The 15,991-nt window shown below is 58.8% G+C and carries 14 protein-coding genes and 1 riboswitch; of the genes, 8 read left to right on the top strand and 6 right to left on the bottom strand.

From position 1 onward, the window contains the following. The first annotated feature begins 18 nt into the window (after positions 1–18). From M9Q49_RS19830 to M9Q49_RS19820, 3 genes are all read left to right on the top strand, one after another. Entirely contained in the window at positions 19–1,296 is a 1,278-nt protein-coding gene (locus M9Q49_RS19830; protein WP_254510565.1) for a radical SAM/SPASM domain-containing protein, read from the top strand. 188 nt (positions 1,297–1,484) lie between these two features. Next, positions 1,485–1,931 carry an IS200/IS605 family transposase gene (gene tnpA, locus M9Q49_RS19825; RefSeq protein WP_254510564.1) on the top strand — a complete coding sequence of 149 codons (447 nt, stop codon included), beginning with the start codon at positions 1,485–1,487 and terminating at the stop codon, positions 1,929–1,931. Positions 1,932–2,203: 272 nt separating this feature from the next. After that, entirely contained in the window at positions 2,204–2,893 is a 690-nt protein-coding gene (locus tag M9Q49_RS19820; RefSeq protein ID WP_254510563.1) for a hypothetical protein, read from the top strand. Positions 2,894–2,932: 39 nt separating this feature from the next. Here M9Q49_RS19820 and miaA read toward each other — a convergent pair whose 3' ends face one another. After that, positions 2,933–3,931: a tRNA (adenosine(37)-N6)-dimethylallyltransferase MiaA gene (miaA, locus tag M9Q49_RS19815; RefSeq protein WP_254510562.1), complete on the bottom strand. Its 999-nt coding sequence runs from the start codon at positions 3,929–3,931 to the stop codon at positions 2,933–2,935. A 305-nt stretch (positions 3,932–4,236) separates the two neighbouring features. Here miaA and M9Q49_RS19810 point away from each other — a divergent pair, with 305 nt between their 5' ends. From M9Q49_RS19810 to M9Q49_RS19800, 3 genes are all read left to right on the top strand, one after another. Next, complete coding sequence (locus M9Q49_RS19810) at positions 4,237–4,602, top strand: phosphoribosyl-ATP diphosphatase (protein ID WP_254510561.1); 366 nt, start codon at positions 4,237–4,239, stop codon at positions 4,600–4,602. Between the two features lie 131 nt (positions 4,603–4,733). Beyond that, positions 4,734–5,585 carry an ATP phosphoribosyltransferase gene (hisG, locus tag M9Q49_RS19805; RefSeq protein WP_254510560.1) on the top strand — a complete coding sequence of 284 codons (852 nt, stop codon included), beginning with the start codon at positions 4,734–4,736 and terminating at the stop codon, positions 5,583–5,585. Positions 5,586–5,735: 150 nt separating this feature from the next. Continuing rightward, positions 5,736–7,343, top strand: coding sequence for a response regulator (locus M9Q49_RS19800; RefSeq protein WP_254510559.1), 1,608 nt, complete (start codon positions 5,736–5,738; stop codon positions 7,341–7,343). 204 nt (positions 7,344–7,547) lie between these two features. On the opposite strand, the gene M9Q49_RS19795 is transcribed toward M9Q49_RS19800, so the two are convergent. From M9Q49_RS19795 to M9Q49_RS19780, 4 genes are all read right to left on the bottom strand, one after another. After that, positions 7,548–9,575 (bottom strand): TonB-dependent receptor plug domain-containing protein, encoded by a 2,028-nt coding sequence (locus M9Q49_RS19795; protein ID WP_254510558.1) that lies wholly within the window; start codon positions 9,573–9,575, stop codon positions 7,548–7,550. A gap of 23 nt (positions 9,576–9,598) precedes the next feature. Beyond that, positions 9,599–9,816, bottom strand: a riboswitch (cobalamin riboswitch). A gap of 93 nt (positions 9,817–9,909) precedes the next feature. After that, positions 9,910–11,916: an NAD(+) synthase gene (nadE, locus tag M9Q49_RS19790; RefSeq protein ID WP_254510557.1), complete on the bottom strand. Its 2,007-nt coding sequence runs from the start codon at positions 11,914–11,916 to the stop codon at positions 9,910–9,912. Next, positions 11,913–12,473, bottom strand: coding sequence for an NYN domain-containing protein (locus M9Q49_RS19785; RefSeq protein WP_254510556.1), 561 nt, complete (start codon positions 12,471–12,473; stop codon positions 11,913–11,915). The genes nadE and M9Q49_RS19785 overlap by 4 nt, the downstream gene beginning before the upstream one ends. 15 nt (positions 12,474–12,488) lie before the next feature. After that, a complete protein-coding gene (locus M9Q49_RS19780) occupies positions 12,489–12,713 on the bottom strand; it encodes an FmdB family zinc ribbon protein (RefSeq protein ID WP_254510555.1) in 225 nt (74 codons plus the stop codon). 40 nt (positions 12,714–12,753) lie between these two features. On the opposite strand from M9Q49_RS19780, the gene M9Q49_RS19775 reads away from it, so the two are divergent. Beyond that, positions 12,754–13,446: an NAD(P)H-hydrate epimerase gene (locus M9Q49_RS19775; protein ID WP_254510554.1), complete on the top strand. Its 693-nt coding sequence runs from the start codon at positions 12,754–12,756 to the stop codon at positions 13,444–13,446. A 71-nt stretch (positions 13,447–13,517) separates the two neighbouring features. Here M9Q49_RS19775 and M9Q49_RS19770 read toward each other — a convergent pair whose 3' ends face one another. Next, positions 13,518–14,459: a DUF1559 domain-containing protein gene (locus M9Q49_RS19770; protein ID WP_254510553.1), complete on the bottom strand. Its 942-nt coding sequence runs from the start codon at positions 14,457–14,459 to the stop codon at positions 13,518–13,520. Between the two features lie 243 nt (positions 14,460–14,702). On the opposite strand from M9Q49_RS19770, the gene M9Q49_RS19765 reads away from it, so the two are divergent. Next, complete coding sequence (locus M9Q49_RS19765) at positions 14,703–15,974, top strand: hypothetical protein (protein WP_254510552.1); 1,272 nt, start codon at positions 14,703–14,705, stop codon at positions 15,972–15,974. The last annotated feature ends 17 nt before the right edge of the window (positions 15,975–15,991 follow it).

The raw sequence follows: 15,991 nt of genomic DNA, 5'->3' as shown, positions 1-15,991 counted from the left end.
GCAATTTGAGCAATAGTAATGTACTTTCGTATGGCGTGGCGGTTGCTGCGCGAGACCGACAAACGACTTCTCTGGAAACTCGCCTGGAACTTCGGCGCGAAGGGCGTGTGGTCCGTCCAGAAGCACAAAGCTCGCCTCAAACGAGGCGAGTTCTTTCCGCCGTTCCTCTACGTGTCGGTTATCAACAGCTGCAATCTCCGTTGTCAGGGTTGCTGGGTCGACGTTGCAGCCAAGCAATCGAAGATCGAAGTCGCGGCCATGGACCGGCTGATCCGCGAAGCCAAGGCGATGGGGAATTCGTTCTTCGGCATCCTCGGCGGCGAGCCGTTCATGCATCCCGAAGTGCTGCAGATCTTCAAAAATCATCCGGACTGTTATTTCCAAGTCTTCACCAACGGCCATTTCATCACCGATGAAGTGGCCCGGGAACTCCGCCGCTGCGGCAACGTCACGCCGCTGATCAGCGTCGAGGGGAACGAGATCGTCAGCGACGAACGCCGCGGCCGTGATCACGTCTACAGCCAGACGATGCAAGGGCTGCAGAACTGCCTGAAGCACAAAGTGATGGCCGGCGTCTGCACGAGTCTGTGTCAGACGAATTTCGATCTCCTCAGCGAAAAATGGCTCGACCGGCTGATCGAAATGGGGGTGATGTACACCTGGTTTCACATCTACCGGCCGGTGGGTCCCGATGCGAAACCGGAACTTTCGCTCACGCCCGAACAACAGCTGCAGTGCCGCAAGTTCGTCGTCGAGATGCGGGCGAAAAAGCCGATCGTGATTGTCGATGCCTACTACGACGGCGAAGGCCGAGCCCTCTGTCCCGCGGCGACGGGTTTCACGCATCACATCAGCCCGTGGGGCGATATCGAGCCTTGCCCGATCATTCAGTTTGCCAAGGAAAGCATCTACGACGAACGGCCGCTGAAGCAAGTTTTTCAAGAGAGCGAGTTCCTCCGCGACTTCCGCCACACCGCGGCGGAACATACGCGAGGTTGCCTGGTTCTCGAACGACCCGACCTGCTCGAGCAACTAGCCCAGCGCCACGGCGCTCGCGACACGACGGCCCGCCACGCCGCCGTCAAAGAACTCCAATCGATGGACCTCCGCCCGAGCCAATACAACCCCGGCGCCGAAGTGCCGGAAAAATCCTGGGCTTATCGCCTCGCTAAATATTTCTTCTTCAACGACTACGGCACGTACGGCAAACACTTCGACGAAAAGAAATGGATCGACGTCCGGCAGGAAACACCACCGGCACGGCCGCAACCGAAGCTGGTACAGATCGGGGAATAGGTTTCCTCAGCCATTAGCCCCGGGTCGCTGCTTAAGCAGCGCACCCGGGGTAACGGATTAAATAGGGCGCATCGATCCCAACGGGATCGCAGCAAGTAAACCGGCACGAGAGTTTGACGCCTCCATTTAGTCGCGGCACAATCTCGTTGCTATCACTTTGCGATTTCACTTTCCTCGCGAGCCCTGCCATGGCTTCCACCTATCTCAGCCTGCACTATCACTTAGTTTTCGCCACGAAAAACCGTCAACCGTTAATCGGCGTCGAATGGCGATCACGCTTGCATGAATATCTGGGCGGTACCATTCAAGGCCTTGAGGGGTATTCCGAAGGAGTTGGCGGCGTTGCTGATCATATACACATGCTGGTGAGCCTGAAATCCACGCACTGTCTGGCCGATGTGATGCGTGAATTGAAGAAGGCTGCAACGGATTGGGTTCATCGTGAAATTCAGTTGCCGAAATTTTCGTGGCAGGAAGGTTACGCAGCCTTTACGGTCAGCCCGACCGGTCGCGGCGGGGTGAAATCGTACATTGGCAATCAAGAGGAGCATCATCGCAATCGTTCATCTAAAGATGAGTTGCTGGAATTGCTACGTCTGGCGGAGATCGACTACGACCCGTTCTATTTTGAATGAGCGGTGCTGCGATCCCTTCGGGATCGGCGCGTGATTCTATTGCTAACCCCGGGTGCGCTGCTGAAGCAGCGACCCGGGGCTAATGGCTGTGATCCCTTCGGGATCGATCGCTATGCAGGCAGATCCGGCCTACCGCTTCAGGATCGCGATTGCCGTTTTGTTATTTAAATCTTTCGTGACGGCGTGACGCGGAACCGCTCTTACTTCTTTGGGGAGCGAACCATCTTTCCCCCGCCTTCCGCGTACCAACTCCGCTGCTCGAAAGCCCTCCCATGCCATCGCCTTCCACGATGTTTGCGTTTCCGTTGTTCAGTACCTTGCTCAAGGCCAAGTTTGTGGGCCGCTTGAAGTTTGCGAGCGCTGCCAAGGTGGACGTGGGCAAATACAAGATCGCGCTGCCGGCAGGTCTGGCGGCTGCCGATGCCCCACAGCCTGAGTTTGTCACGCGCGCCGCGCTCGACAAACTGCTGGCCAAGCCGAACCCGAGTGTGAAGGGCGTTGCCAAGGCAAAATTCGAGTTGGGGTTTGCCAACTTCAACCAGCAGTGGAAACAGCTTCCGTCGCAGAACGGCCCGCCGCAGTGGCAGTTCACCGGGGGCGAAGTTTATTTCGACGCGACGGTGAGCGTGCACATTCTCGACGAATACAAGCCGCGCGACAAAGACGTCTCCAGTGTCAATCGCTTTCGGATCATCATTCAACATGAACTCGAGCACGTCCTCGACGATGCCGATCTCGTGCGCACGTTCATGCCGCAAGAAGCAGTTAAGGAGAACATGATCCAGCGCTACTTTCTGCAGAATCAGCCGATGGATAATAGCATGTTCGAGTACTTCATCCGCGGCCCAAAGCTGCGCGATTACCTCGAGCCGACGTGGATGCAGGAACGAAACAAACGGGCCGGGAAGCGGGATTCCGTCGATGAATATAACCGGCTGATGCGCGAAATGCAGAAGGCGTAGACGCTTCGTGGCCGGACCAATGGTCCGGCCTACGAGAAACTACGAGATTCCTCGCAGCGCGGCGATCTGCTCAGCCACTTGGGCCGGTGAGTGATCGACATCGAGCGCCACCGGCGTGCATTCGCTCAAACTGCGGAACCAGGTTTCCTGCCGCTTGGCAAATTGGCGGGTACGGATTTTTACGAAGTCGATGCACTGCCCGATCGACACTGGCGGCCGGTCGCGTTCGCTGGGAATCAGCTTGAGGAATTCGAGCACTTCGCGATAGCCAACGGCCTGGTTGGCCGTGCGGCTGAGCGAGCCGTGCTGAGCGATCAGCGATTTCACTTCCTCAACGAGGCCGGCGGCGAACATTTGATCGACGCGAGCTTCGATCCGCTGATGCAGAATCTCGCGCGGCCACTGCAGCACGAAGACGTGACTCTCGGCGGCTGACTTGGCGTCGTCGAACTGATACTGCTGATGGCTGAGAGGTTGGCCGGTGAGGCGAAAGACTTCGAGTGCGCGCACGATCCGGCGTTTGTCACGCGGATGCAGTTTGGCGGCCAGCAGAGGATCGATCACTTGTAGCCGTTCGTGGAGCGCCTCGAGACCAACCTCGGCGAGTTCCTTTTCAATCTGTTCGCGAAAGGCCCAATCGGCGGGCGGTCCCTGATAAGCGCCGCGGAGTAGCGACTTCAAATAGAGCGGGGTGCCACCGACGAAGAGGACTCGCTTGCCGCGACTGCGGATCTCGTCGACAGCAGTGTGGGCCGCGTCGAGGTATTCGCTCAGGCTGTATTCATCGCGGGGTGAAGCGACATCGAGCAAGTGATGCGGCACGGCAGCCCGCTCTTCCTCGCTGGGCTTTGCGGTGCCGATATCCATGCCCTGATAAACGGCCATCGAGTCGATCGAAATGATTTCGGCATCGAGTCGCCGGGCCAGTTGCACACCGACCTTGGTCTTGCCAGCCGCGGTCGGACCGGTCAGAAACCAGGCATCGCGCACGGGCGGCAGGGGCGAAACAGGGATCGGATCGTGTTCGGGGAGGTTCATGATGAATGTCGCTGAATTCGCCAGAATTCAGATGATTTCTGCCAACTGCCGGTTCTGAATTCTGGCGAATTCAGCTGCTTCGCAATCATTTGCGGCTCCTTGGATGCATTGCAGCTAAGGGCCTCGCAACTTAGGATAGCAGGGTACTGCCAACCGCGGGGACGGGCGGTCACGAATTGGATGCAGCCGGACTGACGGGCGTCGGCGAGATTCGGTTCGTGACGGTGTTTTTCAGAAACATGCCTCCGCGCTGCAGCTTCCTACAGTCCTTTCCGCAGAAAACCCACGCAAGCAACGAGAAAACCGTGACTGCCATCGCCCAGCCCGAATCGTCAGCCGCATCGTCCACTTCCGTCGTCGCCCAACTCATGGCGGTCATCGAAGACCGCAAGCGGAACCCGCCCCCCAAGTCGTACACCACGACTTTGCTGAACGGCGGCGTTCCCAAGATCGGCGGCAAGGTGCAGGAAGAAGCCCGCGAAGTCGTCGAAGCGGCCTACGAAGCTGGCGAACAGGGTCGCAAGCACGTCATCGCCGAAGCGGCTGACGTGGTCTATCACCTGCTCGTGTTGCTCGCTCATCAAGAAGTGAAATGGGACGAAGTCGAATCCGAAATCGCCCGCCGCTTCGGCATCAGCGGGCTCGATGAAAAGGCGCTGCGAAAGGCGTAGTTAGAATTATCTATCAGGCGTGCGCCGCACGTAGTCACTCCCTCGCCCCGCTGCGGGGAGAGGGCTGGGGTGAGGGGCCGAAGCGTTGAACGACGCCACCACTCATTATCTTCCTCTCCGATTTGAAAATCATGTCCAACCTCCGCATCGGCGTCCCTAGCAAGGGCCGTCTCAGTGAACTCGCCGCCGAAATCCTCAAGCAGGCCGGCCTCAGCTTTCGGCGTCAGGACCGCAGCCTGTTTGCTCGCGTCGGCGAAATGCCGATCGATATCACCTTTCTGCGCACCGACGATATTCCCACACTCGTCGCCGAGGGTGCGATCGACATGGGAATCACCGGCAGCGATCTGCTCGCCGAATCGCAAGTCGAAGTCATCAGCCGGCTCGACCTGGGCGTCGGCAAGTGCAAGCTTGCTCTCTGCGTGAGCGAGGATGGCGACATCCGCACACCCGCGCAATTGCACGGCAAGCGAGTCGCGACTAGCTTTCCGAATGTCACCCGCAATTACCTGAAGCAGCACCATGCCGACGTTCATTTGGTAAAGCTCAGCGGTTCGGTCGAAGTGATGATCGCCCTCGGCGTGGCCGATGCGATTGTCGACCTCGTCGAAACCGGCAGCACGCTCGCCGCGAATCGACTACGCGTGCTCGATGAAATCGGCCGGTATTCGACCGTTCTGATTCAGAATAAGGATCGCCGCGAATCGACACTCGCCGACCGCGTAGTGCGGCGCTTGGAAGGGGTGGTCATCGCCCGCAGCTATTCGCTGCTGGAATACAACATTCCGCGCACCAAGCTCGCCGAAGCCGAGAAGATCACCCCCGGGTTTAACAGCCCCACGGTGAACTCGCTCGAAGATCCGAACTGGTGCGCCATCCGCGTAATGGTTCGGCGCAGCGAAGTGATCGAAGTGATGGAAAAGCTGGAAGCCGTCGGCGCTAGCGCCGTTCTCGAAACGCAGATTAATAACTGCCGGCTGTAGGCTGAGACACGTCGTAGCGGTTTTAACGACTGCACTAACCGTGCAAAACTGTGACGGTGACGAACTCTTGCAGGAATCTGCAACGTAGGTTTGCGGGGGCAGTCCGTCAGGCGGCGGAGTGCGCGCGTTTTGCAGCCTGCGGTGCGTCACATGCAAATACTGTTAATGGAAAACGATCCGTGGATCGCCAGCCTGCTGTGCGAAGCCGCCAGCATGCGCCGCAGCGATCTCAATGTCCGGCACGTCGACTGCTTCGACGCCGGGCTCGCCCACCTGCGCACGCTGCCAGTCGATGTGGTTCTCGTCGAATTGAATCTGCCCGATGAACAAGGCCTGCGCACGCTCGATCGTCTGCGCGAAGAGTTTCCCAAGCTGGCCATCGTCGTGTTGACTGCCGTCGCCGACGAAGACATGGCGATCACGGCGATTCAGTCGGGCGCGCAAGATTATCTGATCAAAGAAGCCGTCAGCTACGCGCTGGTTTCGCGCAGCGTGCGGTATGCCTTCGAACGAAAACAAATCGAAGTCGAACTCGAGCGGGCCAAGGAAGAAGCTCTCGCGGCGAGTCGCGCGAAGAGCGAATTCCTCGCTCACATGAGCCACGAGATCCGCAGCCCGCTGACGGCGATTCTGGGATTTTCTGACAACCTGCTCGAACCCAAACTCGCGCCCGACGAAATCGTCGCAGCGGCTGAAACAATCAAACGCAACGGCCAGCACTTGCTGGAGATCGTCAACGACATTCTCGACATCTCGAAAATCGAATCTTGCCGCTTCGAAGTCGATCGGCTCGATTGCTCACCGGCGCAGATCATTCTCGATGTGATGGAAGTGCTCCTGCCGCGCGCTCGCGGCAAGGGGTTGAAGCTGGAACTCGATTGGACGCCCGGCGTGCCGGCGACGATCACCAGCGACTCGGTGCGACTCAAACAGATCCTGCTGAACCTAGTGAGCAACGCCATCAAGTTCACCAAGGAAGGCGAAGTGCGGATCGGCGTGCAACTGATCGAGCCGACGAGCCACAGCAATCCCAACGAAGCGCGGTTGCAGTTCACGGTGACCGACACCGGCATCGGCCTGACGGCAGCTCAGCAGCAAGGCTTGTTCGTTGCTTATCAACAGGGCGGCTCGTGGGTGAGTCGCACTTACGGCGGCACCGGCCTGGGCCTCGCTATCAGCCGCGAACTGGCCCGCAAACTTGGCGGCGACATCTCGGTGAAGAGCGCCGTCGGGCAGGGAAGCAAATTCACGGTTTGCGTGCAAACTGGACCGCTCGCTGGCGTGCCGAGACTCGATTCGCCGGCCGATAGCGAAGCGCAATCGATCGCGCGCTCGACCTTGCGACTAGCTAATGTGCGACTCAACTGCCGCATCCTGCTGGCCGAAGACGGCCCCGATAATCGCCGATTGATTTCGTATCTACTCTGCAAGGCCGGTGCGGAAGTGACGCTGGCCGAAGATGGTCAACAGGCTGTGGATCTCACGCTCGCTGCCGAGACCAACAGCGAGCCGTTTGATTTGATCCTGATGGATATGATCATGCCCGGTATGGATGGCGCGCAAGCGACGCGCACATTGCGCGACGCCGGAGTTCGAATTCCCATCATCGCACTCACGGCCAACGCCATGAGCGGCGTGCGCGGTCAATGCCTGGCTGCGGGCTGCGATGATTTCGCTACCAAGCCCATCGATCGCAGCACGCTGCTTACGACGATTCGCAAATGGTTGAAACCTGCAAAGGTTTGCCCCACGGCGTAATTGCGTTTAGATACCATCGATTGCTTCAGCAATCGATGTCGCGCCAGCGGCTAGAGGCATCTCGGTTGAGGCTGAGTCACCACATCTGGCGGACATCGTATCGACCGTCCGTTGATATTTCACCAGGGACGCAATGCCTCTTGCGACTTCGTCGCCTCGATTGCTGACGCAATCGAGGTTATCCCAGACGTCGTTGTGCAGCTTCTACCAATACACATTGAACCCAGCGTACGCGCCAAATCCCGGCGTGCCGTAGCCGCGGACTTCTTCGTACTCGGTGTTGGTGATGTTGTCCAAACGGCCGACAAGTTCGATGCGGTCGGTGTAGAAGTAGTTGCCGGAGAGATTCAGCAACGAGTAGTTGGGCAGGATGAAGTTGTTTGTATCGAGGCGATTGCTGTAGTACTGATACGACAGCGTGAGCGCTCCCTTGTTCTGCAGCCAGGCCCGCGTCAGCGACAGGTTCCACTTCTCGCGTGGCCGACGCAACAGCTGCATGCCGGTGTCGGCATTAAACGTATCGTCGAGCGTATACGCGACGTTGGCAACGACGCGATCGGTAACCTGAGCGAAGAGCGAGAACTCCACACCACTGGCCCGCGCTCGGCCGACGTTCTGCAGGCTGAACGTGTTGAAATCGAAAATGATCAGGTCGGTGAAGTCGTTGCGATAGTAAGTCGCATCGGCCCACACGATGTCATCGTAGATGCCTTGGCGAATGCCGGCGTCCCAACCCTTGCTGCGCTCAGGCCGAAGGTTCGGATTGCCGAACTGAAACAAGTTTTCGGCGAGCGCCGGTTGACGAAAGCCAGTACCGAGCGTGCCGTGGATGCCGGTGTTCGTTTCATCGATGCGATAGAGGCCGGTCACTTTATAGGTCTGGGCTGGCCCCGCCCGACTAGTGTCATCCCACCGCGCACCGGCGGTTCCAAAGAATCGTTCGAACAGTTGGAATTGATCCTGAACGAAGATCCCCTTCACGTTTTGCGTCTGCTGAGGATTGTCGGAAGTCGAAGCGTCTTCGGCCAGGTAATTGGCACCGACGCTGAAGGTGTTCGTCGGCGCGAGAAGCACGTTGCCTAGGTAATTGATTTCTCGCGTTTGACCAGTGAAGCGCGCCGGCGAGAAACCCGGGTCGTTGTCTTTCCGCTCGATGTTGACGACGTTGAAACCCACCGTCTGCTGAAACTGCCCTTCGAAAGTGAGCCAGCTGGCTTGAATGCGATTGGCAACGCTGTTGGTGTAGTTCTTGCGAATTAAGTTATCGATAGGCAGGCCAGTAAGAAAATCGAAGTCGTCGACCTTGGCGGCGCCTTCCGACATGCGAAAGACATAGTCGATATTCAAATCGGGCGTCACGTTCCAGCCCATTCGCCCCGACGCCGTTCCTAAGTTAAAGCCGTCCGGCTCCACGCCGCCGACCCGTGCACTGGCAGCGGAAATGCCGCCCGTCGACAGAAACGAACCGGTCACGCTGTAATAAGCGTTCTCATCGCCGGCCTGCACGTTGACGCTCGTTTGTCCGCTGTTGAAACTTCCGCCCAACGCACCCGCACGCACGGAGAGTGGTCCCTGGCCGCGCCGGCTGATGATGTTGATCACACCGCCGATGGCATCACTGCCGTACTGCATGCTCTGCGGACCGCGCAGAACTTCGATGCGTTCGATGTTGTCGGTGCTGAGCGTGCTGAAGTCGAACAAGCGCGAAGCATTGCTCGGATCGTTGAGCGGAATGCCGTCGAGCAGCACTTTGGTATGTTGCGAATTGGCGCCGCGCATGAACACGCTGGTCAAACCACCGGCCGGTCCCTGACGGACGACGTCGACGCCGAGCGTGCCGCGAATCACTTCGGCGACATTGACCTGGCCGCTCCGTTCAATCTGTTCGCGCGTGATCACCGTCACGCTGCTGGCCGTGGTCGCGGCAGGTTGCGGCGTGCGTGTCGGCGCGATCACATCACCGGCCGGCAACGGCTCGGCGGGAAAGCGATTCAATCGGCCAGTTACTTCCGTGTCGGGCAGCACCATCGGCTGCGCGGTGGAAAGTGGCTCCGGTGGAGTTTCGACCGGTGGCTCCGGCTGCGCGAGTGCGGCAGTGTATTCTTCGGGAACCGGCGGCGGTCCGAAGGGCGCGATTTGCGCTCGCAAGTTGGTTGCCAGGCAGAATACGAGTGGAATCGCGAAGCAGAGAAGTTTTGCTCTCTGCACACGCGCACCAAAAACACGGAACATGCGTCTTCCCCCCACGGGAAACGGGTCGAGCGGGCCGCGGTTCAGATATCCTGGCTCGGGATCGTCCTACTGGCCGGCCTTCCCAACCTGGCTGCGTGCAGCCCATGTCAGTGGCCTGTGGATTCGAATTGAATCCTGGCGTTCGTCACCCTTACAGTCGCGGGGCGGCGGGAGCATTGCACTCCGCTTCCCTGAAATCCGACGGCAGGCACTCAGCGACGCACCACCCCCCGCGGTGCGTCTAGCCGAGAACCTGTAACGATTGATCGGATAACGACGGTCGTAAGGATGATTCCGATTTTGCAGATTGCGCTGCTAGCAGATCGCTGGTCACTCAATCCTTCTTAGCCAACTCGCGCAGCTCGGCAAGTTCTCGTTCATACCCGCCCGACAAAATTGGGAAGCGACACCAAGTCTTCGGATCGAGGTTTTCATCGTCGAGATGAAACGACGGCGCGTAGCGTTCGCGCTTCCATTGATTGCGGCACCAGAGTTTGAAAAACCGCTCGACCCAAATGGCAAGCTGTTGCGACGAGTGCTGAGGAAACTCGACCTGCATTACTCGCCAAATTTCGACCGGCGCGAGCTTGTCGCGAATCGCGGCCCGCTCGATTGCGTCGAGCAGGTCGTACGGCATGAGATCGTCTTCATCAGTCTGCTTCGACGCAGCAGGCCGCAGCTCTGCCGTCGGCGCTTGCTCGTTGACGACTGCGAGCGCCGGCAGCGGACCGCCGACAAACGAGCCCGTCGCGTGCGGGCCGATTTTTTCAAACCACCGCAGCCAATGGCGGAGAAAGTTCTTGTCGATGCCCGCAATCGGCGATAGACCGCCGCTGGTGTCGCCGTCCATCGTGGCGTAGCCGACGGCAGCTTCACTGCGATTGCTGGTCGAGAGGAGCAGTGCGTTGCCGATGTTGGCGAGCATCCAAATGCTGGGGGAACGAACGCGAGCCTGAATGTTTTGCAGGGCGATGTCGTCGGTCTTCCAATCGAGCGGCCGGCCGAGGACTCGGCTGACCGCTTCCTTATAGCCTTCGACGATCGAATCGACTTCGAGTTCGTAGTACTGCGCGCCGACGGCATCAGCGACGGTTTTCGCTGCGTTGCGTGTGATCGGCCCGCTGTTGCGTGTCGCCTGGTAGGCGCACGTCAGTAGCTTCTGCACAATCTCGCGCGGCTCTTGAGCGTTGTTCAAACCCGGAATGTAGCTGAGCTTTTCCAGAAAGGCTTCGCGGCCCAACTCGGCTAGGCCGAAATTTACTGCGAGCGATACGAGCAGTGAAACGGCCGTTGAATCAGCACCGCCGCTGAGCGAAACGACAAAACCGCGCGAGCGGCTTTTGCGCAGATAATCAAAGAGCGCCAGCGGCACTGCGCGGGTGAACTCTTCTTCTTTCAAATGGCTCGACGTTTCCCAGGGGAGCTCTTCGACGTGCGACTTCGTTGGTTGCACGGCGGGAAACGAAAAGTCCGACCGCGCGACCCCTTTGTCATCGGCGACAATCTCGGGCCGAAAGCTGCCGATGCGGGCACGACTGGTGCGGATTGCATCAATGTCGATCGTCGCGGTCGTCACCTTCCAATCGTCGTACGAAAACCGCGGCCCGGTGGCGATTAACTGTCCCGCCACGGCAATCATCGCATCGCCGTCGTAGATCGCTCGGCCTGATTCATTGCCGAGCAAGTTGGCGTAGACATACGCGACGTTGAAGGCTCGCGAGCCTTCGGTGACAAACCGTTTGCGGACTTCGTGCTTGCCGAAGGCGAAGTGGCTGGCGCTGGGATTCAAAATGATATCGACGCCGCGCGAAGCCAGATTACCGCCGGGTCGTTCGGCGACCCAGGCATCCTCGCAAATCTCGAAACCGATCCGCACGCCGCCGCATTCAAAAATCAAATCGCCGAGCGGCACTTCCCGCCCCATCACGCGCACCGGCACCGCGACATCGGCGGGCCAGCGCTTGAACCACCGTGGCTCGTAGTGAATTCCTTCGCCGGCCAAATTCTGCTTGCCGACAAAACCGAGCAGCTTGCCATCGGCGGCGAGGCACGAGGTGTTGTACAAGCCGCTGCCATACAGCAGTGGCACGCCGAAAGACACGATCATGCCGCGCGTCTCGGGGAGCAATTCGCCGAGGACCTGCAGCGCGTAGTTTTGCGTTCCCACCGCATGAAACGCGTCCTCACAGCCGTAGCCGGTGATGCAGAGCTCGGGCAGGCAGAGTATCGACACGCCTTGCTCGCGTGCGGTCGCGATCGCGCCGCTGATTCGTCGCCGATTGCCGTCCCAGTCGAGAGGCGTTTGATTGAGAATGGCTGCGCCAACTCGGACGAGCTTCATTTTTGGTCTTTCTTCTTCGAACTCGACTTCTTCAAACTCGACTTCTGCGAACTCGGTGTCTTGTGCGGCGGCGATGGCGAAAACTCGCGCAGCCAATGAGCGATGTCGGCGGCTGACTGCGTTGGTTCCGTTTTTTCGGTTGGAAACGCGACTGCGGAGGCCTTCGTTCGCAACTCGCGAGTCCACACTTCGCTGTCTTCAAACGAAACACCGCGCTGCCGGGCAGCCCGTTGCACACCGTGGTCGCTCGAGACCACAAACAACTGCCGTGGATCTTTTTCCGCTGCAATCATCTCTGCAATCAGTTCATCCGCCGTGGTCTTTCGCCGCGAAAAAACGAACCGCATCTTTTCGTGCGACCCTTCGGCCGGCAGTCCCGGCGGCGCGTCCTTGCCATCAAAGACAATCGTCGTGCGAGTTCGTTCGCGCTCGGGGAGATGCTGGGCGAGAAAATCGATCAATGCTCGCCGCGCGGTTTCCAGCGTTGGCGGATCGGTAGGTGAGCCAAATACACCGCTCGCGTGCAGCAGGTTGTAGCCATCGACGAGCAATTTCATCTCGATTGTTTCTTCCTACATGCCGCCCATGCAGCGGCCCTGGCCACACTGGGGCTTGCCGCAACCGCCACCCATCATCGGCATGCCGCCGCTGCTGCTCGCCATGTGGGCCGCGGGTGCGCTCAGTTGCTTCTGCATGTTCGAGCTATGGCAGGTCGGGCATTCAGGCCGTTCGTCACCGCGAATCAAGAGTTCGACTTCGGCGTGGCAATCGTCGCATTGATAATCAAACAAAGGCATCGTTATTCTCCAGAGAATTGGCTCTGCTATTCTAACAGAGATGAACAATTTTCTCACTCGCGACCAGGTTCGCTCCCTCGATCGCCGGGCAGCCGACGAGTTCGGCTTGCTCGGTTTGGTGCTTATGGAAAACGCCGGTCGCAGCTGCGTGCAATCGCTGCTACGGCATGGCTGTCGCGGGCCAGTCGTCATTTGCTGCGGCAAAGGAAACAACGGTGGCGATGGGTTTGTGATCGCCAGGCAACTCGATGCGATCGGCATTCCGGTTAAGATCCTGCTCGTCGCCGATCCGGCGCAATTGCAGGGAGACGCGGCGGCAAACTTCTCCATTGCCCAGAAAAGTTGCCTGCCAATCGAGTTGATTCCCTCAATCATTTCTGCGGATGAGTTCGACCAACAATTGGACGGCGCCGAATGGCTTGTCGATTGCTTGCTCGGAACGGGATCGCGTGGTAATCCGCATCCACCAATGGCGCTAGTCATCGAACGGCTGAACATTTCTCCGGCGAGGAAGTTCGCCGTCGATCTTCCCAGCGGCCTCGATTGCGACTCGGGCGCGCCCGGCGAACCGACGGTTCGCGCCGATGTCACCTGCACGTTTGTCGCGCCGAAGATCGGCTTTGCCAATCCGGTCGCCGCGGAGTTTTTGGGGATTGTGGAAGTTGGCGACATCGGCGTGCCGCGGAAATTGCTAGAGGAATATGGCGTCGTGAAGAGGACGTCTTCATTCTAGCGGGCCAATCTAGGTGTTCAATATACACTTAGTGGAAATTCACTAAAACTCTCCGGTAAGAGAAGTGTGAGTTACGGCACTTGGCGAAGTTCGCCGCCGCTGATGCTCGCCAGATCGGCGAAGAGGCTCATGTCGACTGCCGTGTTGACCGGCCGGACACTGCCGTCGACGAGCAGGTATTGAATCACGCCGGCGTGAAAACTTCCCCAGCCGCGGTTGCAGGCTTGCTCGAGGCCGGTGCCGGCGATGGCGGAACAGCGGTCGTAGTCGTTCATCAACGTGCGACTCTGCGCGACACAATCTGAGCGATTGTACGAGCCGTAGGAGTAAGCCCAGAATGTTCGCCGCCGCGAGCGCGACTTCGTGCTGTATTCGCCGACGAGCCAGGTGTTGCTCGTGCCGTCGGTGACGCCCGCAATCCTTTCGCAGGTGAGCTCACCTCGATTGTCGACGAGGTGCAGCACGCCGCGCCATTCCAAGGGAAGAGTCGTGTATTGCGGATAGCTGTCCCACCAGCCATTGCCATCGCTCTTGCCGCCGACGCCGCGATAAGTCGAGGTGCGATAGTCGAGCGTGTTGCCCGGACCCGATTCGGGTTTGAGCAATTGGGCTGGCTCTGCCTCAGATGGACAAGAGAAGACGTTGGTCTTCATTTCTCGAAAAATGCGATTCGCGTTGGCTTCGTTGGTCTGCGTGAAGTCGTATTGCTGCGAGAGATTGTTGCTTTCCAAATGGGGCAACAGCAAGATCGGCCACGATTCGTAGCTCGGGCTGTTGCAGCAAGCACCGAACGTCACGCCGCCGGGCGGAAACTTCAGCCAATTGTCGTGATAGTTCTGAAAGGACAGGCCGAGCTGCTTCAGATTGTTGCCGCAACTGATCCGCCGTGCCGCTTCTCGCGCCGCTTGCACGGCGGGCAACAACAGCGCCACCAAGACGCCAATGATGGCGATGGTGACGAGCAGTTCCACCAGCGTGAAAGCTGCGGCTCGGCGATGGGGAGTGCAGGGCATCGGTGGCGTGATGTGAGGCGGGGGGAGGGAACCACGCGAAGCAATCCAAGGCCTTCAGAATACTTCTGTCGGCGAGCTCCCACAAGGATCAAAAGAGTCGTTGTGGTGGGCTGTTTTCGATGGCTCGCAGGCGAAAGGTCAATCCCTCCTGTTCACTTCCAGCGGTCTGGGGTAGGTTCGCGGTTGGGTAAGTAAAAAGTGGCGAATAAACAGTTAAGCACGAGACTTTCAGGAGCGGCACCGATGAATGGCTTCACTAGCAGTTTGCATGTCAAAGGAAGCACCGCCAAACGAGTGCAGCAAGCTGTGACGGAACTGTTGCGGGGCGAAGGCTTTCAAGTGCTGCTGGCCGACGATGACAGCGGCGACGAACAGCAGATCACCCGCGGCGTGTGGGTCGCCAAGGCCAAGGGGGATTGGGTCTCGCTCTTCTGCTCCGATTTCATGTTTCAGCAAGAGATCGGCCGCGAGCTTTCGAAGCAGCTACAAACGCACACGCTGAACGTGTGGGTCACGGAAGGTTCGTCGTGGCATTACTCTCTTTTTCAAAACGGCGAAGAACTCGACCAATTCGACAGCAGCGGCGGCGATCTCGACTTCGGCGCATCGCTCGACGACGGCCTGGCCGAGTTGACCGATGAGTACGAAGGTGAGACCGAGGAAGAAGACGATGACTTTGCCGAAGCTGTCGACGATGACGAAGAAGCTGGCCCGATTCAGGATGGCTTCTCGCGGCTGTTTGAGCTTCAAGAAAACTTCTCCGGCAAGATGCCGGCCGATGTGAAGGAAATCTACGATCGGCTGACCGAAGGAAAGGCGTCGCTGGGCGACATGCGGAAGTTCGACCAATGGTCGCAAGTCAACCAAGCCGAGCTCGCGCAGTTTCAGGATCTGTTGCAACAACAAACGGCAGAACTCACCGCCACGATGCAGGGCTTCTTTCAGCAAGGAGCGCCCGGCTCGGCAGATGAAAACGCGGAAGCTAACTTCGATCCAGCCTCGATGCTGCAGGGCGCGCTGCCCCCTGACATCGCGCAGATGTTTGGCCGCATGATGTCGGGCCAGATGTCGCCCGGCGAAATGCAACAATTCGCCGAAGGCCTCGGCGAAGATTCGCCCGATCTGGACGAAGACCTGAAGTCGATGACGGCTGATGACGGTGGCGAGGAAGCAACGCTCGACGAAGATCTCGAAGTTGTTGATGAAAATGATGACGACGATGACTTCGCCGACGAAGAGCAAGGCGGTTTTTCGGAAGAGCAGCTGCAGATGCACCTCGGCGCGCTGCGACCGTTGCTCGCCAAGAATGTCGACCAAGATGAGTTGGCCGATACGTTGACCTCCGACGATGAAGCGCCCGAAGCACCGCTGGGCGAATTCCTGAGTGCTCTCGGCATTGAGAGCGCGCTGGCCACCTACGACTTCGATCTGCTCGAACAAACGAGCGACGAAGATCTTAACGAGGTCGGCATCCAGCTCAGCCCGCTACTGCTGGTGCGAAGCTCTCCTTCGTAATTCGCGATCGCGAGTAG

This window comes from Anatilimnocola floriformis (assembly GCF_024256385.1).
In the GTDB taxonomy this organism is placed as follows: domain Bacteria; phylum Planctomycetota; class Planctomycetia; order Pirellulales; family Pirellulaceae; genus Anatilimnocola; species Anatilimnocola floriformis.
The sequence above is the reverse complement of the archived record's forward strand: the minus strand, read 5'-3'. Positions and strand labels throughout refer to the sequence as shown.